Raw genomic sequence first — 21,669 nt, 5'->3', positions numbered from 1 at the left:
CATTTGCTAAGAATCCAGAGGAATATTGATATGGTAATAATCCAGAATTGTATAATCATATTGTGGATAGTAATAATATTATTATTGATTGAGAAACATTTCATAGTCGAAAAATGGAGGGTAATTCAGAGAATTTAACATATCAGCACGCTGAATTTAAACGTAGAAAAAGAATATACAATAAACAAAGTTTATTATATGATGTTCCTAGTAATGGTAATTGTTTATTTTGGTCGGTTGCAATTGCTTTCTTGATGCCAGTACGAAATAACAATGACCTATTTCGTATAAGATTTATACAATTATTTGGTGAAGAAAATTCAAATTATTTATCAATGGTGCAAGAGTTATTTCACAACTTTGAATTACTAAATCATAATAATAATCATAGTTTATTTAATAGTATAATATCTAGATATTTGATAGAAACTGTTTTTCGTAATCGTGTTGTTGATTATATAAGTTTTAATTTAAATAGATTCCGTGGTGAAAATCGTGCAACATTTAGTAGTGCTATTTTAGCTGATGTACGACAATTAAATCCAATGGATATATCAGATGAACAAATAATTGAAAATTATTTAAATAATATAAGATTAACAGGTAATTGAGGAGGGTTTATTTAAATTGAAGCAATGGCTAATCTCTTAAATATGAATATTATTAGAAATAATGAAATTTTTTATTCAGAAAATCAAAATCAAAGTGAAGTTGGTAACATATATATTTATTATGTTAATCAAAATCATTACAATTTTGTTTTAACAGAAGAAAATGATGAAAATAAAGATACTAGTGATGCAGCACAAGAACCATGAAATATTCCTTTGCAAGCATCTGTTATTACAAATACTAATTTAGGGGAATTACGCACTAATACACCTGAAATGATTATTAATGAAATTTCAAGACTAAATCCTAGATTTGATATAAGTAGAATTTATGTAACTGATATTACCCAAAATGATGCAAAAATTGTACCATTTGTACCTCCCTTATGAAAAGGAGAAAATCCTACAATAATTCACTTTTCTTTACCTAAAACAGAAAAAAACCAACTAATTGTTCAATATAACAATGTACGTCAAGATGATTGAAAAACAAAACCAATTGATTTAAAAAACAACAATGCCTATTCCATCCAATAAAACCTCAAATTCATTCTAGTTTTTGTACTTTAGCCGTATTAGAAAATATTTTAGCTAATAATATAGCATAAAACTCTAATGTTTCTTTAGAACAGCAAGAACTTTTTACTCGTTTTGTAGAAAAGTAAAAAAACAAACAATATTGCTGAAAATGGTTTAAATTTGTATGCAATTTATAAATTTTTAAAAGATGACACTCAAATTAGTGATAGTTTAAGCAGCCATTATTCTTACTTTGATCTTCATAATTTTTTCTTTCATAATTTATTTATTGATAAAAGATTAAGAATGATATTATTTCAAATACTAGTATGAACATCTCTTTACTTTAGTACTCCTATTATACTGGGAACATTTAATGGTAGAGGAACCGAACATTGTGTTTCATTAACTGGAATTAAACCAAATGAAGATCCGTTTAAAATTATATATTTAATTAGAGATCCTGATAAAATAGAAAATGGTGTCAGAGTAGTAAAAGAATTGACCATAAATGGAAATGATTTATTTCAGTTATTGTTTAACAGAGAAGGTATATATGGTGCTTTAATAATAAGCACTTATGTTCTTGGTTCTATATTTATTCCAACTTTTATAAATGTAATGCGCGGACATATGCCATTTTTTCAAAGTTCTTTAGGAACTATGGACAGTCCTCCGACTCCATTAGTGAGTGAAGATAGTATTTCTACAGAAAATGATATTTTAGAATCAAATTGTATATTTGATAATAAACTTTTAAGCATATTTTATAGCAATTTTTGATAATTTTATGATTATTATATTTATAGAGCAGTTAATTACTGCTCTTATTTTTGCAACAATTATTTTATCATCAATGATAGCGGACTATTTTCTCATTTTAATATAAGAAATTGAATCAGTTTACTCTGAACCTAATTGCAATATCTTTAGTTTTATATCCTTGCTGTATTAAATTAATTATTTTTTCTTTTTGAATTTTTGATAATTTCGCCATAATAAAACCCATTTTCTTAATATAACTCTAACTTATTTTTGGAAAGAATTAATTGTGACAAAAATGGGTTCATTACTATTAATTATTAGATACTTCTTAAAAATATCCTTTTTCGGATATACCTATGTAAATTGTAATATGTTTAATTTTTAATATTCTGTATTTTTATTTTAAATTACAAATTCAGCAAAATACCACAGTCTATAAGATAATAGCCAAGTTATGTAATGTTTAATAAAAAAGATATTTTAACTAATGATATTTCACGGCAAGTTAAAGAATAGAATCAGCAATACAACTAATTATAAATATATTAACTTTCAGTAAAATTAATTCCAATATTTTTACATTTTTCTAACAATTTAATTTGTTCAGGTGTTCGTTGTGCAAGAGGAATTTTTAAAATTGTTCCAATTTTTTCTTCAATTTCATTTTTCATTATTTCAACTTGACCTGATGTAACATATGAAAATAAATCAAAATAATGATTATTAAGAAAATTAAATGGCTTAATTATTTTTGTATTTTTAAGTTTACCTAAACCAAATACTTTACTATATTTTCATGCTGAATCCATATAAACTAAACCCGGATTTTCTTTTGAACTAAATATAATTCCATAAGGATTTTTTAATTTCATTAAATCACTAGGTTTAATTAATTCCATTCCTTCTTTTCTTCTTTGGACAGGATCAATCATAATTCGTTTTGTTTGTAGACTACGTGAACGTGAATGAGATAAAATTTCAACTGTTTCAGTTCCTAACATATCTGAATATGTTTTTGCAGTATCAAAATTATTAGTTTGAATATAAATATTTAAATTACAGTTTGAAATAATAACTGTTCCATTTTCTTTGCCATATTTTTCATAAACTTGATCTAAATCTTGAACAATTATTAGGAAAAACATTCCTCTACTCCGAGCAACCGTAACAACGGATTGAAAATTAGGAATTGTTGGCATATTTCCAAACTCATCTAAATAAAACTGAATATCACGCGGTAAGCGTTTACTTTTTTGTTCTGTTGCAATTCCTACATTTGCTTTATATAATTGCAAAATAATTAGCGAAGCAAAAATATGACGATTAGTTTTTTCATCAGGAATAATTAAAAATAAAGCTTTTGGTTTTTCAGTAAACTTAAATAAATCAATTTCATTACTACATACAATAGATTGAATACCAAGATCTTGATATATTTGTAATCCACGATCTAAAGTTGAAAAAATTGAACCTAATTCTTTTTCACCAGTTGCTAATGCATTAGCTCCAATAATTTTTGCTAATGATGTTGATGGTAAACTGGCAAACCAGGCTTTCATTTTTTTACGGTCACTACAAAGCATAGTAATTAATGGGAAATTAAATTTTTCTAAGGGTAACGCCGCTGGATTATCATCTAATATCTCTAATAATCCTAAAATAATTGTTTTTGCAATACTAGCATCCATACTTGCAAAATGGTCATTTTCACCACCAGTTAAAGGTCAAATTGTTAAAACTAAATCATTAATTTCTTCAATTGCTAATGATTTTAATTCATTTCTAGTTGCTTCAACAAATTCTTGTGCTTCTTTTAAATCAAAAAATCATTGATTACGAAAAATTGCAATTTTTTTGTCAACAATATTTCTAAAACATTCTGTGCAATTAAATTCATCATGATAATAACAAACATATTTTTCAAAATGTTTTTGATTTTTAACTATAAAATACTTTAACTCTTTTGCAATAGTAACTGAGTCATAATAATACTTGTAGGAAATTGCTAATGAATTTCAAGAAGAATAATTTTTAGGATCACGTAAATTTAAAACTAATACTTCATAACCATTTTTTTGTAATAGTTTTGATAAGACATCATATAGTTCTCCTTTAGGATCGGTAAAAATTAGACATGATTTATATCTTTCTGGTAAACAACTATTATAAATAGCAGAAGGCATGACAATTTTTTGTGATTTCCCACTATTTGTTGCTCCTAAACATATTGCATGTGTATTAGTACGAATATTAAAATTAATTTTACTATTTTTTTTCAAAAATCTTACTACTCATCCGGCCTTATTTTTAACATCATGTAAATTATGAACAGGATATAATTTATTAAATTCTCTAATACTCCCTTTATTGTCTAATTCATTTACAATTCATTTTGCGCCCTCATATTCTGATGTTTCTGTTTTTTTAACATATGTTTTTTCAAAATGTTTTGCCGCAACAAATATTATAAAAGAAGCAATTACTCAAAAAATGATTGAAATAACTGCAATACAAATTAGAACAAAAGTGATATTTTCAGACATAAATTTTCATAAATAAGGAAAAAATTTACTAAAAGTAAAACCTGGCATTTTTCATACTTTGAAAAATGAAATAAAGATTATCTCAAAGATATTAGCAATCGGGAAAAAACACACGCAGCGATTAAACTATCTTTTTGGTGTTTTGAAAATCTTTTACTTTTATGCATATAAAAAACTTAATGTCGAAAAAAGGAACATTCCTACGACTCCAATAATTAATACTATAATATTAATTTTATCTTTATAACTAAGAATGCTAACTACTTTGGTTTTTATATTTTCAATATTTTTTTCTTTATTTATTAAATTTTTATTTGAATTTTTTATTGTTTCATTTAACATATTACTAAAATTTCTTTTACGAGCTCTTTTATATTTTATTAATAAAATTATTTCATAAATAACTAAAATAAAACATAAAATTGCTACCGAAGATAGTCAAGTTCTTACACTCATATTTTATCCATAAAATAAATTAATGTAATTTACCAGTAACCTTGGTCATATACAAAAAAATTATAGCATAAATATTATATACCCTTTTAGTATTTTAAAAAAATAAAAAAGCAATTAAAATATTAATTGCCTATAAAAACTAGTATGTATATGTATATTTTTGAATAAATTTAAAGTAGTAAATTTTATTTTTAATAACTTAACCCCTCTTTTAATATTGTTTTTATAATAAAATTTTTATTTTATAAACTATATAGTTCATTTTCTTCAACATCCGCGTTTCCATTTTGCCCATTCTTTAATTGTGATAATGGTTTCGCTTGTTTTACATTTGATGTTCAATTTTTGCCAGTTGGTTTTAATGCTTCTTTTGCAAAAAAAGATATTCATTTCATTCAATAATTCTTTATATCTTCTAGCACGTTCTTCATCAAATGGTTTAATATCTGCGACTGCTTCTTCATATATCGGTAATTATGGTTTTACTTCCTTATATGATGATAAACCACTCGGTTGATGATATGACTGAGAATTTGTGATTGTTTCACTATATGATGGCAGATCACTTTCTTTCTTGTTGTAAACTTCTCGGTTCAATTTGATCATTGATTTCTTTTTGAACATATCTACCTATTGTTCCATACATTTCAGTAACAATTTGGTTTGATAATTCATAGGTTTTCTTTTTACTAAAACCAAGCTTTTTTAAAAATATATTAATTCTTTTTTTAATTGATTTGTAAGATTTTTTAAAATTTTTTTTAAATCCTGAAATAATTTCCATAAATTCTTCTTTCTTTTAAGTGTTTAATTAATTATTTCATTAAAATAAATAATTAATTAAAGTCATTTATTTTAAAAATATCAATATTTGGTCGTATAAAGAAAATTGGGGTTTTTGTTTTTAAATATTATTTAGTTCAATAAAATAAAGATATTTTTTTCTTGTTTTTATAAAAAACCCCAATTTTCTTTATACGACCAATTATTCAAAGATTTTACCTTAGTTTATCATTTTATCTTTCAACAGTACTTTCTTCTACTGCATCATTTTCATTTTCTTTGATATTTTTATACACATCGCTAACTTTTGTTGAATCTAACTTTGGAACTGTAATAATTTTTTCTTTTCTTAATTCTGGAACTGGTTTTGCTGGTGGTAAATAATCATAGATTGGTTCATTTTTAGAAGATGGAATATTATCATAAATTGGCTCAGGAATTGCCTCATAAATTGATTCATAAATTGGCTCATCATTTAATTTAATCGGAATTTCATAACCATCTTCATCTTTAGTACTATCATTATTTAAAAAAGTTCAAGATATATTAGTTAAAAAACCTGATTCAAAATTTAAATTTTGCTCTGAATCAGTAATTTTTCGATAACTTTCCATTGTTTCTATTAAATTATGTGTGTTTTTTGTTGCAATTTGTACTGATTGCTTTTTACTAAAACCTAATGCTCTTGCAAGTTTTTTAATTTGTTTTCTTGTATTTTTTAGAATTTTTTTTACTAATTTTTCAACTTTTACCATAGCACGCATAGTTTTTACCCTTTATCATTATTATATTTATTAAAGACTAACAAATATAAGCCATGTACTTTAAAAAACTATTTTTTAAATCATATACAACAAGATACTACTATACTTAAATTATTTTGTCAATTTAGAGTTAAAACAAAGAAAATAAAAATGTATCAAATTGATACATTTTAAAAATTAGTTTGTGCCAAAAACATTTTTGAAAACTTCATCATATGTTCCAACTGGAATAATATTCAATGTTTCTTGCACTTCTTTTGGAATATCTTCAATATCTTTAATATTTTTATGTGGAATTAAAATTGTTTTTAAACCACTACGGTTGGCAGAAATTGATTTTTCTCGTAAACCACCAATTGGTAAGACTTGTCCTCGTAAAGTAATTTCACCAGTCATTCCAATATCTTTCGATACTGGACGATTACTTAAAGCACTGATAATTGCTGTTGTTAAGGTAATTCCAGCTGATGGTCCATCTTTTGGTACTGCTCCTTCTGGAACATGAATATGAATATCATGTGTTTCAAAGAATTTTGGATCAATGTTAAATTTACCAGAATTTGCTTTTACATAGTCTAACGCAATTGATGCTGATTCTTTCATTATGTCACCTAATTTTCCAGTTAACACTAATGAACCTTTTCCTAAGAAACTATTAACTTCAATTGGTAAAATATCACCACCAAATTGAGTATATGCTAATCCTGTTACAACTCCAACTTGTGATTCTTTTTCTTTTTCGGTATGTTCAAAACGACGTTTACCTAATAAATCATTAACAGTATCTGGTTTAACTGTTAAATTAACCATTTCTTTATTTAAGAACTTAACAATAAATTTCCGTGCAACAGCATTTAAATCTCGTTCTAACTGACGAACTCCTGCTTCACGCATATAATATTTAATTATTTCATTAATTGCATCATTGGTAATTATTAATTGTCCATCTGCTAAACCATTATTACTTAATACTTTTGGAACTAAATAATCTTTTGCAATATGGAATTTTTCCAATTCAGTATATGATGATAATTGAATAATTTCCATTCGGTCAATTAAAGCTTCTGGAATATTATCATAATAATTGGCTGTTGCAATAAACATAACATCACTTAAATCATATGTTTCTTCTAAGTAGTGGTCAGAAAAGGTTGAATTTTGTTCTGGATCTAATACTTCTAACATTGCACTAGCGGGGTCACCACGATAATCTGATGCCATTTTGTCAATTTCATCTAATAAAAATAATGGATTTATTGAACCAGCACGTTTCATTGACTGAATAATGCGTCCTGGCATCGCTCCAATATATGTTTTACGATGCCCGCGAATTTCTGATTCATCTTTTACACCTCCCAAGGCCATTTTAACAAATTTTCGTCCTGTTGCTTCAGCAATTGATTTTGCTAAACTTGTTTTTCCAACCCCTGGTGGCCCTACTAAACAAATAATTTGTCCTTTTAAAGATTTAGTCATTGTTTTAACGGCTAAGTATTCAATAATTCTTTCCTTAACTTTATCTAAACCAAAATGATATTTATCTAACACTTCTTTTGCAAATTTTAAATCATTTTTTTCTTCTGTTTTTTCCCATCATGGAATTTGCATCATTCAATCAATATAAGTTCGAATAATATTTGATTCACTTGATGCTTGTGGTAATGCTTCGTAACGAGTGATTTCTTGTTCAATTCGTTCTTTAATATTTTTTGGAAATGGTTCTTTTGCTAATCGTTCTTTATATAATTTCATTTCGTCAGCGGCGCCATCAAATTCATCTAGTTCATCTTTAATTGCTTTTAATTTTTCTCGTAAGTAATATTCACGTTGTTGTTCATCAACTCGTTCTTTAATTTTTTTGCTAATTTTATTATCAATATCATTGACTTGTTGTTTATTAACTAAATGATCAAAAATAATTTGAAGTCTTTTTTCAACATCTAATTCTTCAATAATTTCTTGTTTTTTTGCCACTGGAATAAATGGTAAAAATTGAGCAATTGTATCAACAACTTCATTCCCATCAACTGAATCACCAATTTGATCTAATAAATCTTCTGGCAAAATATCTTGTAATTTCATTAATTCTTTAATATTCGCTGTTAATTTTTCAACAATTTTATCTTCTGATTTAACAAATGATTTTAAAATATCAATATCAGCAGCATAAAATTCTCCTTCGCGTAAATCTAAAATTTTTACTCGATCAACTGCTTTAAAATTAACTGTTAGACTACCATCTTCCCATACTTTACGAATTTTTAACTCTGCTAAAATTCCAATTCGATAAATTTCAGATAATTTTGGATTATCTTCTAACGGTTTTTTTTGACTAACTAATACAATATGATTATCAAAATCCTTGCTAGCTGTATTCACCGCTAAAATTGATTTATCTCGTCCTACCTCTAATACTTGTTCAAAGCCTGGAAAAATATAACTACCCCGTGTTACAAGAACGGGTACATTTTTTAATTGTGTTATTTTTGAATCCATCTTCAAAACACCTCCTGTTTCTTTTCTTCACTTATATTGACAATATCTTATCTTATTTTAAAAAATATCGCAATATAAATTTAAGTTACACAAAAATTATAACAAAAAAAATAGCACTTACAATAGGTAAGTGCTATTTTTTAAAAAATCATCTCACCTATTGTTTATTATATCTTTACCTCAAAATTAAAGAATACCAGTTTAATACTTAATAATAATTTTATTATATCATAAAAAGAAAGAAAATTCAGCACTTTTCATGCTAATCCAGATTATCCTCCTATATAAAAAAAACTAACAATAATGTTAGTTTTTATTCTATTCACCATTATTTTGATATAAAAAGGCAAATACCTTATCATGCATAACTTGTTCTTTTATTTGTTGGTCGGATACTAATTTTGTTTCTTTTAATGCTTTACCATCAATTCCAAATTGTTTTCCTAACTTTTCATATTGTTCATCAATTTCTGCATCAGTTGCAGTAATATTTTCATTTTGAACAACTGCATCAACAATAACAACATTTTCTAAACGATTCTTAGCGTCTTTAAATAACTCATTAAAAATATCTTCTTCTGACATTCCTGTTCGTTTTTTATACGTTTTTATATCCATTTGTTGACCTTGTAATTTTTGTTCAAACTCATGTTTTAATTGATTTGCTTCTTTACGAATAATTGATTCTGGTAAAGCAATCTTTGAATCTTCTGCAATTAAGCGGAATAAATGGCCAATAAAATGATCATATTCTTGTTTTAATAATTGCTCATAAATATTATTTTTAACATGCGCCTCCAATTTAGCTAACGTATCAATACCTTTTAAATTAACATCTTTTGCTAATTCATCATTTAATTCTGGTAATTCTTTTGTTTTAACTTCCTTAATATTTAACTTAAAAATAGCCGAAGTTGATTTTAATTCTTCAACATGATAATCATCTGGGAAAGTAACATTAATTTCTTTTTTATCACCTGTTTTTAAACCAATCATGGCTTCTTCAAAACCGGGAATAAATTGACCACTCCCAATTTCTAAAGTAAAATCTGTTGCTTTACCACCCTTAAATGGTTTTCCATCAATAAAACCTTCAAAATCAAAAATTACTGTATCGCCAGTTGTAATTTCTGTTGTTTTTGGTTTAAAAATTGCAAAACGATTACGCAATTGATTAATATTATCGTCAATATCTGCTTTTTTAACTTCAATTTTTGTCTTTTTTAATTCTTTATCAGTAAAACCAGTATACTTACTAATTTTAACTTCTGGTTTTAAATCAAATTCTAATTGTAAGATATACTCTGTTTTACTAATTTTTTGTACACTTGGAACTGGTGATGAAAATGGTTCAATATCTGATTTTTGATCAAACGCAAACTTATAAGCTTTATTAACAACTAAATAATGTGCCGCATCTAAAATTTTTGCTTCAGTTAGATGTTTTTTAATTAAATCAGTGGGTACTTTCCCTTTTCGAAAGCCAGGAACCTCTAATTGCTCTGCTGCTTTTTTTTCAGCTTTTTTAATATAATCTGTCCATTCTGTATCATTAATGGTTACATATCATTTTCCAATTCCTTTATCTTGTATTTTTTCCGCTTTAAATTTCATATTTTACTCCTTAACTAATTATTGCACATAGTTTATTATAACAAAAAGAATGACTTTAAATAACTTTTTTCCCAATTTATTTTGCTTTTTTGGTCTAATTCTAAATAATAATTTATTTTATAATTCTTGTTGGGCTAAGTAAGGAAGATATTTTTTTACTATTTCAACTTGAACTGTAAATTGTTCTGCCAGATCTTGGATTACTATTTTTTCACCATACATCCGATGACCTTGATATATAATTGCAATTGTTAATGCTTTTTCTTCATTATTTTCTAAAAAATAAGGATATAAGTTATAATAATATGTTTCTAACAAATATAAACAAGTATGGTATAAACTAGGATTATCATTATAAACTCATTGGTCTAATAATTTCATTATGGTTTTAACTTGTTCATTTTCTTTATATGGTATTATTTGACTTGGATTCAAGTGAAAAATACCATTTGTTTTTTTCACTTCAAATATTTCTGTAATTTCTTGTTTTTTTAATAAGTATAATAAATAAATCTTTGCAAAATCAGTAACTTTTTTATTCAGAAAATATTGACGAATTACTGGTAAAATTTGTCGTAAATTTTGGTCTTTTAAATATTGAAAAGCTAATAATTGAGTTTCCTCATCAGATGGATTCGCTAAAATATCACTAATTTTTGCTAATGTTCAAACTGTTATTTCACTTGGCTTTTGTTCTCGAATTTTTTCATTAACTTCTTGTAATAATGTTGTTAATACTTTCTCAACTTGTTGAGGAATATAAGGCATCAGCAATTCATCATGAATTTTGATAAGTGTACCATTGTAATTATGATTACTAATTAATTCTTTAATTTCATTAATTAATTCATCATAATAATTTAATGGTGTTTGCATTTAATAAATCCTCCTTAGATAAAACAATCTTTTATATTATTATAACAATTTTAAAAAAATAAAACCTTATTTAATCATTTAAATAAGGTTTTTAATTTAATTACAATTTAAAAAATGGCGCCCACGGAGAGATTCGAACTCCCGACCCTACGCTTAGAAGGCGCATGCTCTCTCCTACTGAGCTACGTGGGCATACCATACAAATAATAACATAAATTAAATAATATTTTCAAGAAAATAAGTTTGCTTTTTTAAAAATAAATTTCATCAATAATATTATAATCATTTAATACTTCTGTTACTTTTTTTGTTGGTTTTATTATTATAAATTGCTTTTGAAGGTGAATTACTGCACGATAAATTAAGATAAAAACAATACTATTAATCGTAAATTTCAATAAATTAAAAGGAATAACTATCGGTACTAAAATACTTTTAAATCATTGTACTGTTTCGCGGGGAATATGTAAGAAATGGGCATACATGTCATAAATAAATAATCAATTAAATAATGTCATTACAAATGAAGCAATAATTGTTGCTAAACTAACATTTATTGTTGTAATTAAATAATCAGCTTTTTTTGAAAAATTATTTTTAAACAAGTGATTAAATCCTTTTCGTAAAAAATTATCGCCTAATCAAAAAACTAATAAAAAAATTAAATCTGCTAACATTAAAGCAAATACATCAATAGGAGTATCACCTAAATAAACCATTCGTAATCAACTAACACTAATAGTTAAAAAACTAGCATAAATAATACCAAACAAACGAAGAGATAATAACATTAAAAAATCAGTTAACTCAATTTTTAAAAATGGAGCAACGATAAAAACTGTTAAATTCATTATTTTACTTAATCATGACAATAAAACATATAAAGCAATCACAATTGCCATTGCCACAATTCTTTTTGTATCTAAGTAAAATAAATTTTTTATTTTTGTTTGCATATTATCACCTTGTTTAATTATAAATTATTTTTAAAATATAGCAAAGTAAAAACTAATTGTAAAAATTATTCAGTTGGATGTAAAATGCTTTGTATATGATTCATACAAAGCATTTTACATCCAACAATTTATTCTGTTTCAGGTTTAACATTTCCTAAACCAATTGTTGCATTGTATTCATTTTTAGGAAAACTTATAGTAACTAATGCGATTAAATCCTTCAGTTAAAATTGTAGTTTTATTAGTTTTTGCAATTGATATATTTTCACTAGTTAACTCTTTTACTAAGTTAACAAGTTTTTCTTTAATTTTAATATTTTTAATATCTTCTCTGTTTGTTATTGCCTCTATCGTATCTTTTTTGTTTTTATCAATAAAGTTTCATCTATAAGGCAATGCTACTTCTAATTTTTGTTTTGCATTCAATTTTGAACCATCAGCTATTCCTTTGTTTAGAATTTGAACTAAAATTGCATATGCAGTATATTCTAATGTATCAGGGTCTTGTAACAATTGAACACTATCTAATATAATATGTATTGTATCTTTTGCAGAACCAAGTTGTAAATCAATTAAGATCTCATTATTTCCTGTTCTTAAAACAGCATTTTCTTCAGTGATTTTTGCATCACTATTTTTCAAGCTATTTATTAATTTAATAATCTCTTCTTTAACGTTTTTATCACTAATATTGTTTGCTTTTTCTACTGCTTTAATTTTAAATTGCTCAATGGCAACTCATAATAATTGGAAAGCAGTATTATAAGTTTGTCCTGCATATAAAGTTGATCCATCAACTGATTCAATTTCACCAATTGCTTCTTTAATGTAAGTTAAAGCAATGCTTCTAATCCACAGTTACAATCAGAATCTCTTAAAACATCTTGATTTGAGTTAAAACTTGGTAATGAAGTTGTTGTAACAATTGGTCCAGTTAAAAATCCTGTTAATGTAAGGCATTTAATTAATTTATACATAGTAATTCATCTCTTTTTTTATTTTTTAATAATTAAATAAATTGCTTCATACAATTTATTTATATGAAGCAATTTTAGTATTAATTTTATTCTAATGATTTTTTACTGTTTATTAAACTTCAAGTGCTTTAACATTAACTAAGATTACAGACATAATATTATTTGTTTCTTTAATTTTTAAATTAATTGTTATTTTTTGATATCCAGCTTTTAAAAGTTTAGTATCTCCACTTGGAATTATTAAATCTTATGCTTTAATATCATTAATTACTTCTGTAATTTCTCTAGCATCCATGTCATCAGTTATCGAAACGATTGCATCAAATTTTACTTCATCAATTTTATTATATATTAAATCTTTTGCGCTATTGATTACTTCACGTTCTGTTAATGATGACCCATCAACTGGATTTTCACGAATTTGGTCAAAAATAGCTTTTGCAGCTTTTTCTTCAATAGAAGCTCTTTCTTGCAATAAATTATATTCATCTCCAGTTCCACTACCAATTGGTTTAACATTAATTAACATAACACTGATAAGATTATTTGTGTTATTCATTTTTAAATTAATTGAAATTGTTTGATAACCAATTTTTAATGATTTAGTATCTCCTTTGGGAATTTCTAAATTATCAATAGTAAGATTGTTAATAGCTTTAGTAATTTCTCTAAAATCCATATCATTTTCAATTGAAGCGATTGCATCAGGTTTAACACTATCAATGTTGTTGAAAATTACTTCTTTTGCTTCATTTAATTTTTGTTCTTCTGTTAATGATGATCCATTTGATGGTTCAAGACGAAGTTGATTAGCAATAGCTTTAGCATCTTTTTCTTCAATAGTAGCTGCATCTTGTAACAAACTACTTGATGAAATAGCAGTATTGCTATTGGTTTCTAAGATTGGTAATGAAGTTGCAGTTGCAACAGGTACTGCTGCAAGTCCTGCTAATGTAGTGTATTTTAATAATGTATTCATAGTAATTGGCATCCTAATTTATCAATTTTTTATTTTTTTATAAGGTTGATAATTTGGTAATTTAATATAATTGATACATTTTAATACAATTTTTTGTTTCTTCATAGCCCACTTTCTTACTTTCATTGTATACCTAAAATTGATAAAATTACCAAAATTTTTCATTTTTTTAAAAAATAATAAATAAAAAATAATTTATTAATTCTATTAAAAATATGTTAATATATAATTAAATGTATTTGTTTTTTAAATTTATAACTTACACAAAAATAATAATTATCTTTTATTTTTTTGAATATAACACAATACTTTTATTTGATCTTATTGCAAAAAAATAAAAAGGATTAAAAAGACATAACATTATTTGCCTTTCTATGCTATATTAATAATTAGGAAAGTAATGAAAGGAAGAAAAATAATGAGTAAAAATAATGTTTTACCAATTATCGTTGAAATCCCTAAGGGGTCTGGTCATAAATATGAATATGATCTTAAAACAGGGCGAATTGTTTTAGACCGGGTTTTATATGGTGCTAATTTTTATCCAGGAGAATATGGTTTTATTGAAAACACATTAGATTGAGATGGTGATCCCCTTGATGTAATTTCATTAAGCACTTACCCCACAATTTCTGGTTGTCAAATCAATGTTCGTATTTTGGGAACAATTAATATGATTGATAACGGGGAAATTGACACAAAATTAATGGCTGTGATGGCTGATGATCCGCGTTTTAATCATATTCAAACTTTAGAAGATGTTCCATTAGCAATACGAAATGAAATTGAAACTTTCTTTTTACAATATAAAACTTTGCAAAAAAAAGAAGTTAAAATTAATGGTTGAAGTGGCTTAGACCAAGCTTTAAAAGAAATTAAAGAATGTCAAGAACGTTATTTAGAATACAAAGATATTTTAGAAACAAAAGGAAAAGATACTGTAATGAAAATTTGAAAAGAAAAAGGATTAGGGCAAATTTAAACAAATAAAAACTAGTGTTGACACTAGTTTTTTTATTGTCTTATTTCTTTTCAATTAATTTTTCTGAAATTATGGCAACAATTTCTTCTGGTTTTTTATGATTGGCATCAATAACTAAAAAATTAAACTTATCTTTTGAGCGTTCATATCATTCCTCATATTTTCGGTTTAATAATGTTCAATAAGCACTGCCAATATTTTGTTCACTAGCTCGGCCTCTTTTGGTAATTCGTTCCATTGCTATTTCTGGATCAACTCGTAAATAAACAACTAATTCTGGTTTAATGTTTTCATCTAAATATAAACTTTGTAAAACAACAACATCATAAAATTCTTTATAAACTTTATAATCTGTTGTATTCATATATCCTAGTTCATATAAGACATCAACAAAAATTGGATCCTCTAAAATACTACGGTCAAAAATAATATTAGATGTTATTTTTGCTTGTTTTAATTGTTTACTACGCGCCATTACCATATATACTTGCATTTTAAAAGCCATATCTTTTGGATCAGCATAATACTGATCTAAATATGGATTTTCCTCAACTGGCTCATCCATTACCATATAATGATGTTTTTCTCCCAATAGCTTACTAACAGTTGATTTCCCTACTCCAACAACTCCTGCTAACGTAATCCGCATTGTTTTTTTCTCCTTTATTTTGTTTTTAAGTGTGATGCTATTCCAAAAAAACGTTTAATTTCTTTGGGTTTTAAATAACGTCATTCACCAGGCTTTAATGTTTCATATAATTGTAAAAAACCAATTGCAATTCGTTTTAATTTAATAACTTCATGTCCTAATGCTTGTATCATTTTTTTAACTTGATGTTTTCTGCCTTCATGAATTGTTAATAAAAGAATCGAAACATTTTTTGCTTCTTCATATTTTACTAATTTTGCTTGCGCTTTTCTTGTTATAATTCCTGGTTCATTTTCAAGTCCTGTTGCTAATTGTTGTAATTGTTGTTTTGAAAGATAACCAAAAACCAAAACATGATATGTCTTATTAATAATATGACTTGGGTGTGTAATAATATTATTAAATTCTCCATCATTAGTCAATAGCAAAAGCCCACTAGTATCATAATCTATAAACGACCCACCGGATAAATTCGCTCTGAAACACCTTTAACATAGTTTAAAACTGTTTTGCGATGTTGCGGGTCATAATTGTTGAAACACAATTTCGTGGTTTATTCAACATCAAATAAACCTTATTTGCATTTTCATTCGTAAGGATTTGATTGTTTATCTGTATTTGATCATTTTTGCTAACTTTAGTACCTAACGTTGTTACCACAATATTATTAACTTTAACTCGTCCTTGAATAATTAATTCTTCTGCTTTTCGTCGTGAACAATAACCTTTTGCTGCAATAACTTTTTGTAAGCGTTCCATTATTTAAATAAATCCTGCTCTTTTTCTATCACAGTTTCCTTAATTTGTGGTAAATCTGCTAAAGAAGTTAAATTAAAAACTTTTAAAAATTCTTCAGTAATATGATATGTCATTGGTTTCCCTGGTAATTTGCTTTTACCAACTTCATCAATTAAATCACGTGCGCGTAATTTGTTAATAACACTGTCAGAATTAACTCCTCGTAACTCTTCAATTTCTGGTTTACTAATTGGCCCACGATAGGCAATAATTGCTAATGTTTCTAATGCTGCTTGTGATAAACGTGCTTCTATTTTATTATTAGCTAATTTTAAATAAAATTGATAATATTCTTGCTTTGTTGCTAAGCGATATTTATCAGCAAAAGATGTTATTGTTAACCCACGATTATTATTAGTTTGATATTCTAGTTTTAATTTTGCTAAAACCTCCTCACACTCAGGAACAGAAATTTCAAGAATATGAGCAATTTCTTTTAAATTAATTCCTTCATCACCACTGATAAATAATAGCCCTTCTAAAACAGCCATTTTTTCATTTAAATTCATCTAATTTAATTCCCCTCTTTCTGTAAGTATGGTTTAATGTAAATTGCTTCTAAATGTTGGTATTGCTCAATTTCAATTTTTTGATGACGAGCTAAATCTAACAAAGCAATAAAACAAGCAACAAAAACTTGTAATGATAAAGTAAAATTACCTAGCAATTCTTCTAATGTTCATTCTTTATCATCTTGCGCTAATAATGCCATAATTCGCTCCGCCATTTCTTCTGGAGAAACTTCAGTAATAACAACATTTGATTCTAATGGTTTTGCTGCATTAATTCGTTCTAACATTTTTAAAAAACTATTAGTTAATTTATCAATATTAATTTTTGGCGACAATGGTAAATCTTCTTCTTTAATTGGATTTCCTTTAATAATTGTTCGTGGTTTTGACAAATAACGAATTCCCTCTTGATGTTGATCTTTAAAATATTGACTAACTTCTTTAATTTTTTTATATTCTAGTAAACGATTAATTAGTTCATCACGATAATCTTTTTCATAATTATCATCAATTTCAACTTCTTCTTTTGGTAACACTAATTTTGTTTTTGTCTCAACTAAATAACTTGCCATTGTTAAATATTCTGATGCAATTTCAATATTTAATTGTTCCATTTCTCTAATATATGCTAAAAATTGATCAGTAATTTCTGTCAATTTAATTGCAAAAAGGTCCATTTCCTTTTCTTTAACTAAATGCAACAACAAATCTAATGGTCCTGAAAAATTATTAAGTTTTACTTCATAGCGCGGCAAATGTAACATTCTTTCTCTCCCGTGTTTATTTTCTTAGTTAATAATACCGCTATTTTAAAAAAATTAAAGACATTAAAACAAAAAAGTGATTAACTTAAAGCATCACTTTTATTGAATTATCTCATAAACTAATTCTTCTTGTGGTGGTTTTGTTGAAACAATTCGAAAAGTTCGTTGTGCTCAATCATAAACTGGGGCAGTAACATAACGGTTAGTATATAAAGTCATTACAACATCATTTTTTGCAACTTTTTCACCAGTTTTTTTGTTTAAATAAATACCAGCATGATAATCAATTGTTTCATCTTTTGTATTACGGCCAGCTCCTAAACGAACAGCTAATAATCCTAACTCATTAGTATCAATAATTTCCATAAATCCCGCTTGGGTTGCTTTAATTTCAACTATATTTTTTACTTTTAATACTTCTTTTAAAGTTAAATCATTATCAATAAAACTTAAATCTCCACCTTGCTCGTTCACAAAAGCACGGAAGTAATTTAACGGTTCTTCCGTTTGTAATTTTTCTTCACAAGATTTAACTGCCATTGCTAAATCTTTAAAAAGCCCTGCTTGGCATAAACTTAAAGCTGCTGCTTCACATACAATGTAAGTCAAATCATCAGATCCTTTCCCTCGTAATGTTTGTAATGCTTCATAAATTTCAATTGCATTACCGATAGTACGGCCTAATGGTTCTGTCATATTAGTAATTTCAGCAGCAATCTTCTTATTAAATTTAATTCCAAGTTCAACCATAATTTGTGCTAATTTCCGTGCATCAGATATTGTTTTCATAAAAGCGCCACTACCACATTTAACATCTAACACAATTCCATCACTACCAGTCGCAATTTTTTTACACATAATACTTGCTGCCACTAATGGTAATGAATCAACTGTTGCAGTCACATCCCGTAAGGCATAAATCTTTTTATCAGCAGGAACAAGATTATCAGATTGAGACATAATTGATAAATTTGTTTTATTAATAACATCCTTAAATTCATTAAAAGAAAGTTCAACTTTAAAACCGGGAATACTTTCCAGCTTATCAATTGTTCCTCCTGTTTGGCCTAATCCTCGTCCTGACATTTTTGCCACTTTTAAACCAAATGCAGCAACTAAAGGCGCATAAATTAAACTAACCTTATCACCAACTCCACCAGAAGAATGTTTATCAACTTTAAAACCAGGAATCGTAGTTAAATCATATACTTCCCCTGAATTAATCATTGCTTCAGTTAAAAACGAAATTTCTGTAACTGACATTGATTGAAAATAAATTGCCATTAAAAAAGCTGACATTTGATAATCTGGAATAATCCCTGATGTATATCCTTTGACAATAAAGTTAATTTCTTCTCGTGATAACTCTTGTCCATTTTTCTTTTTATCAATTAATTCTAAAATATTCACTATTCGATACCTTCTTTCTTTAAGTCGTTTTTTTCTTTAATAAAATTTTATATTCTTCATAATCTTTTTTATGATCAACATCTTGATATTGATCAATTCCTTTTTGAATAATTTGTTTAACATTATTTGCAATTAATTCAGTTGATTTGGTCATAAAAGTATCTGGCTTAATTGGCTTATGAAACACAACATGAACATACTTTTTTCCTCTTTTTTTAAGTTCTTTATTAAAAATTGGATAAGAGTTAACAATTGAAACAGGAATAATTGGAACATGTGCTTTCTGGGCAATTTTAAAACTTCCAGCATGAAATTCTCCCATTTCTTGCCTGCGACTTCGTGTTCCTTCCGGAAAAACAACCATTGTTCGTGGTACACGAATTAAATCATTTGCCTCTTTAATAATTTCTAAGGCCTGGCGAGGGTTTTCCCGATCTAAAAATAAAACATCAATTAATGTTAAAAAATTTCGATATGTTCGGTTATCTTGTAATTCTTTTTTAGCAATAAATGCACAAGGTGCCGTTTTATTAAAATCATTTAGAGCAAATAATAATGCCGGATCCACATTCGATTGATGATTTACAATCATTAAACAACCCTTATCAATTCAATTATCACGATCATGAACAATTATTTTAACATCGTGCACTCATAACATATAGCGTGTTCGTTTTTGTAATCAATGATAACGATATTCTTCTGAAACAATATTTGGATCTCGTTTAATTTTTTTACTAATACTCCTTGCTTTAGTAATTGTTCGTAAAAATCTTGGTCATGTCAGAAGAATTTTTCAAATATTTAACATTTTAACTTTGTTCCTTTCTTTTATAATATTTTATTACAAATTGCTGATATTCGTTTGATTTAATTAAAGTAAATTGGTTTAAATCAAACGAAGGAAAATAAGTATCACCTTGATATTTTCCCCTAATATAACTAATGATTAATTCATCAGCATATGGTAATGTTGCCTCATAAATTTTTTTCCCCCACAAATATAAATATCTTCGTTTGGATTTTGATGATAAAAATTAATAATTGCTGTTAAATCAGTTACTACTTCCACATCTGGATGATTAATTTGATAATCAAGTTGTCTTGTTAAAACTAATGTTTTTCGTTTCGATAATGGTCGTCCAATTCCTTCATAAGTTAATTGACCAAATAAAATTGTTTGTCCTAATGTTGTTTCTTTAAAATGCTGTAATTCTTCTCTTAAATGTCATGGTAATTGGTTATTTTGACCAATTAAATTATTTTCATCCATTGCTCATAATAACTTAATCATTATACTGCGACAGTTCCTTTAATTAATGGGGCTGAGTCATAATTTTTCAACATAATATCTTCAAATTTAAAATCAAATAACGAAGTAATGGTTTGATTTAACTTCAAAGTTGGTAATTTTCGCGGAGAACGTGTTAATTGTTCTTTAATTTGATTAAAATGATTTTTATAAATATGACAATCTCCTAAAGTATGGACAAAATCGCCAACATCTAAACCAACAACTTGGGCAATTAAATGGGTTAATAAAGCATAACTTGCTATATTAAAAGGGACTCCTAAAAAAACATCCGCACTACGTTGATATAATTGACAACTTAATTTATTATCTTTTGAAACATAAAACTGAATTAAAGTATGACATGGTGGTAAAACCATCTCATCAACTTCTACTGGATTTCAGGCACTAATAATATGACGACGTGAATATGGATTCTTTTTTAAATTTTCTAATAATTTTGCTAACTGATCAACTCCGTTAAAGTTTCGTCATTGTTTCCTATATACTGGTCCTAAATCATCAAATTTAGCAGCAAAATTTGCATCAGTTTTAATTTTTTCAACAAATTCAGCTAATGTTTCATTATTATATTTTGCTGATGCTTGATATTTTTCATATGGTCATTCATTTCAAATTCAAACATCATGATCTACTAAATATTTAATATTAGTATCGCCTTTAATAAATCATAATAATTCATAAACTACTGACTTAAAATGAACTTTTTTTGTTGTTAAAAGTGGAAATCCTTTGCTTAAATTAAAACGCATTTGATAACCAAAAAAAGAAATTGTTCCCGTATTTGTTCGATCATCTTTTTCTTGCCCGTGTTCTAAAATAAAACAAGCCATATTAAGATATTGTTCCATCATTTTCACCTTATTTTCTATTCTCATATACTTAAATTTTACCTTATTTAAA

Annotated in this window: 21 protein-coding genes, 1 tRNA gene and 2 pseudogenes; 4 read left to right on the top strand and 20 right to left on the bottom strand. The window is 26.4% G+C overall.

The window, feature by feature from the left end; translation table 4 throughout:
* Positions 1–47: 47 nt before the first annotated feature.
* From ABNT63_RS04320 to ABNT63_RS04310, 3 genes are all read left to right on the top strand, one after another.
* Positions 48–626, top strand: coding sequence for a hypothetical protein (locus ABNT63_RS04320; RefSeq protein WP_348736754.1), 579 nt, complete (start codon positions 48–50; stop codon positions 624–626).
* 27 nt (positions 627–653) lie between these two features.
* Complete coding sequence (locus ABNT63_RS04315; protein WP_348736752.1) at positions 654–1,148, top strand: hypothetical protein; 495 nt, start codon at positions 654–656, stop codon at positions 1,146–1,148.
* A 162-nt stretch (positions 1,149–1,310) separates the two neighbouring features.
* Complete coding sequence (locus ABNT63_RS04310; protein WP_348736750.1) at positions 1,311–1,916, top strand: hypothetical protein; 606 nt, start codon at positions 1,311–1,313, stop codon at positions 1,914–1,916.
* 524 nt (positions 1,917–2,440) lie between these two features.
* Here the strand turns inward: ABNT63_RS04310 and ABNT63_RS04305 are convergent.
* From ABNT63_RS04305 to ABNT63_RS04250, 12 genes are all read right to left on the bottom strand, one after another.
* A complete protein-coding gene (locus ABNT63_RS04305) occupies positions 2,441–4,486 on the bottom strand; it encodes a type IV secretory system conjugative DNA transfer family protein (RefSeq protein WP_348736748.1) in 2,046 nt (681 codons plus the stop codon).
* Positions 4,487–4,597: 111 nt separating this feature from the next.
* The gene (locus tag ABNT63_RS04300; RefSeq protein ID WP_348736746.1) at positions 4,598–4,894 is read right to left on the bottom strand and encodes a hypothetical protein; all 297 of its coding nucleotides are present in this window, start codon (positions 4,892–4,894) and stop codon (positions 4,598–4,600) included.
* Between the two features lie 242 nt (positions 4,895–5,136).
* Positions 5,137–5,289, bottom strand: a complete 153-nt coding sequence (locus ABNT63_RS04295; protein ID WP_348736744.1) for a hypothetical protein — start codon at positions 5,287–5,289, stop codon at positions 5,137–5,139.
* Positions 5,290–5,441: 152 nt separating this feature from the next.
* Positions 5,442–5,678: a hypothetical protein gene (locus tag ABNT63_RS04290; RefSeq protein WP_348736742.1), complete on the bottom strand. Its 237-nt coding sequence runs from the start codon at positions 5,676–5,678 to the stop codon at positions 5,442–5,444.
* Positions 5,679–5,910: 232 nt separating this feature from the next.
* Positions 5,911–6,441, bottom strand: a complete 531-nt coding sequence (locus tag ABNT63_RS04285) for a hypothetical protein (RefSeq protein ID WP_348736740.1) — start codon at positions 6,439–6,441, stop codon at positions 5,911–5,913.
* Between the two features lie 177 nt (positions 6,442–6,618).
* A complete protein-coding gene (lon, locus tag ABNT63_RS04280; RefSeq protein WP_348736739.1) occupies positions 6,619–8,937 on the bottom strand; it encodes an endopeptidase La in 2,319 nt (772 codons plus the stop codon).
* A 318-nt stretch (positions 8,938–9,255) separates the two neighbouring features.
* Positions 9,256–10,551: a trigger factor gene (gene tig / locus ABNT63_RS04275; protein ID WP_348736737.1), complete on the bottom strand. Its 1,296-nt coding sequence runs from the start codon at positions 10,549–10,551 to the stop codon at positions 9,256–9,258.
* A 117-nt stretch (positions 10,552–10,668) separates the two neighbouring features.
* A complete protein-coding gene (locus ABNT63_RS04270; RefSeq protein WP_348736735.1) occupies positions 10,669–11,427 on the bottom strand; it encodes a DUF3196 family protein in 759 nt (252 codons plus the stop codon).
* Between the two features lie 115 nt (positions 11,428–11,542).
* Positions 11,543–11,619: transfer RNA gene (locus ABNT63_RS04265), tRNA-Arg, on the bottom strand.
* Positions 11,620–11,678: 59 nt separating this feature from the next.
* Positions 11,679–12,383, bottom strand: coding sequence for an ECF transporter S component (locus ABNT63_RS04260; protein ID WP_348736733.1), 705 nt, complete (start codon positions 12,381–12,383; stop codon positions 11,679–11,681).
* 183 nt (positions 12,384–12,566) lie between these two features.
* Positions 12,567–13,025 (bottom strand): hypothetical protein, encoded by a 459-nt coding sequence (locus ABNT63_RS04255; RefSeq protein WP_348736731.1) that lies wholly within the window; start codon positions 13,023–13,025, stop codon positions 12,567–12,569.
* A gap of 582 nt (positions 13,026–13,607) precedes the next feature.
* Positions 13,608–14,339 carry a hypothetical protein gene (locus ABNT63_RS04250; RefSeq protein WP_348736729.1) on the bottom strand — a complete coding sequence of 244 codons (732 nt, stop codon included), beginning with the start codon at positions 14,337–14,339 and terminating at the stop codon, positions 13,608–13,610.
* 418 nt (positions 14,340–14,757) lie between these two features.
* Here ABNT63_RS04250 and ABNT63_RS04245 point away from each other — a divergent pair, with 418 nt between their 5' ends.
* Positions 14,758–15,321: an inorganic diphosphatase gene (locus ABNT63_RS04245; protein WP_348736727.1), complete on the top strand. Its 564-nt coding sequence runs from the start codon at positions 14,758–14,760 to the stop codon at positions 15,319–15,321.
* A 40-nt stretch (positions 15,322–15,361) separates the two neighbouring features.
* On the opposite strand, the gene ABNT63_RS04240 is transcribed toward ABNT63_RS04245, so the two are convergent.
* From ABNT63_RS04240 to thyA, 8 genes and pseudogenes are all read right to left on the bottom strand, one after another.
* Positions 15,362–15,970 (bottom strand): deoxynucleoside kinase, encoded by a 609-nt coding sequence (locus tag ABNT63_RS04240; RefSeq protein ID WP_348736725.1) that lies wholly within the window; start codon positions 15,968–15,970, stop codon positions 15,362–15,364.
* A 14-nt stretch (positions 15,971–15,984) separates the two neighbouring features.
* Positions 15,985–16,729, bottom strand: a pseudogene (locus ABNT63_RS04235) (pseudouridine synthase).
* On the bottom strand, positions 16,729–17,277 hold the full coding sequence (gene scpB, locus ABNT63_RS04230; RefSeq protein ID WP_348736723.1) for an SMC-Scp complex subunit ScpB: 549 nt from the start codon (positions 17,275–17,277) through the stop codon (positions 16,729–16,731). The pseudogene ABNT63_RS04235 and the gene scpB overlap by 1 nt, the downstream one beginning before the upstream one ends.
* 5 nt (positions 17,278–17,282) lie before the next feature.
* A complete protein-coding gene (locus ABNT63_RS04225) occupies positions 17,283–18,044 on the bottom strand; it encodes a segregation and condensation protein A (protein WP_348736721.1) in 762 nt (253 codons plus the stop codon).
* 99 nt (positions 18,045–18,143) lie between these two features.
* Positions 18,144–19,454: a thymidine phosphorylase gene (locus tag ABNT63_RS04220; protein ID WP_348736719.1), complete on the bottom strand. Its 1,311-nt coding sequence runs from the start codon at positions 19,452–19,454 to the stop codon at positions 18,144–18,146.
* 19 nt (positions 19,455–19,473) lie between these two features.
* The gene (locus ABNT63_RS04215) at positions 19,474–20,265 is read right to left on the bottom strand and encodes a lysophospholipid acyltransferase family protein (RefSeq protein WP_348736717.1); all 792 of its coding nucleotides are present in this window, start codon (positions 20,263–20,265) and stop codon (positions 19,474–19,476) included.
* A gap of 1 nt (position 20,266) precedes the next feature.
* Positions 20,267–20,727 (bottom strand): annotated as a pseudogene (locus ABNT63_RS04210) (dihydrofolate reductase).
* Positions 20,728–20,747: 20 nt separating this feature from the next.
* Complete coding sequence (gene thyA, locus ABNT63_RS04205; protein WP_348736713.1) at positions 20,748–21,617, bottom strand: thymidylate synthase; 870 nt, start codon at positions 21,615–21,617, stop codon at positions 20,748–20,750.
* Positions 21,618–21,669 lie beyond the last annotated feature (52 nt).

Origin of the sequence: Spiroplasma endosymbiont of Ammophila pubescens (assembly GCF_964020965.1) — a bacterium.
Taxonomy (GTDB): Bacteria; Bacillota_I; Bacilli_A; order Mycoplasmatales; family Mycoplasmataceae; genus Spiroplasma.
Note: the sequence above shows the minus strand (reverse complement) of the source record. Positions and strands in the feature narration are given on the sequence as shown.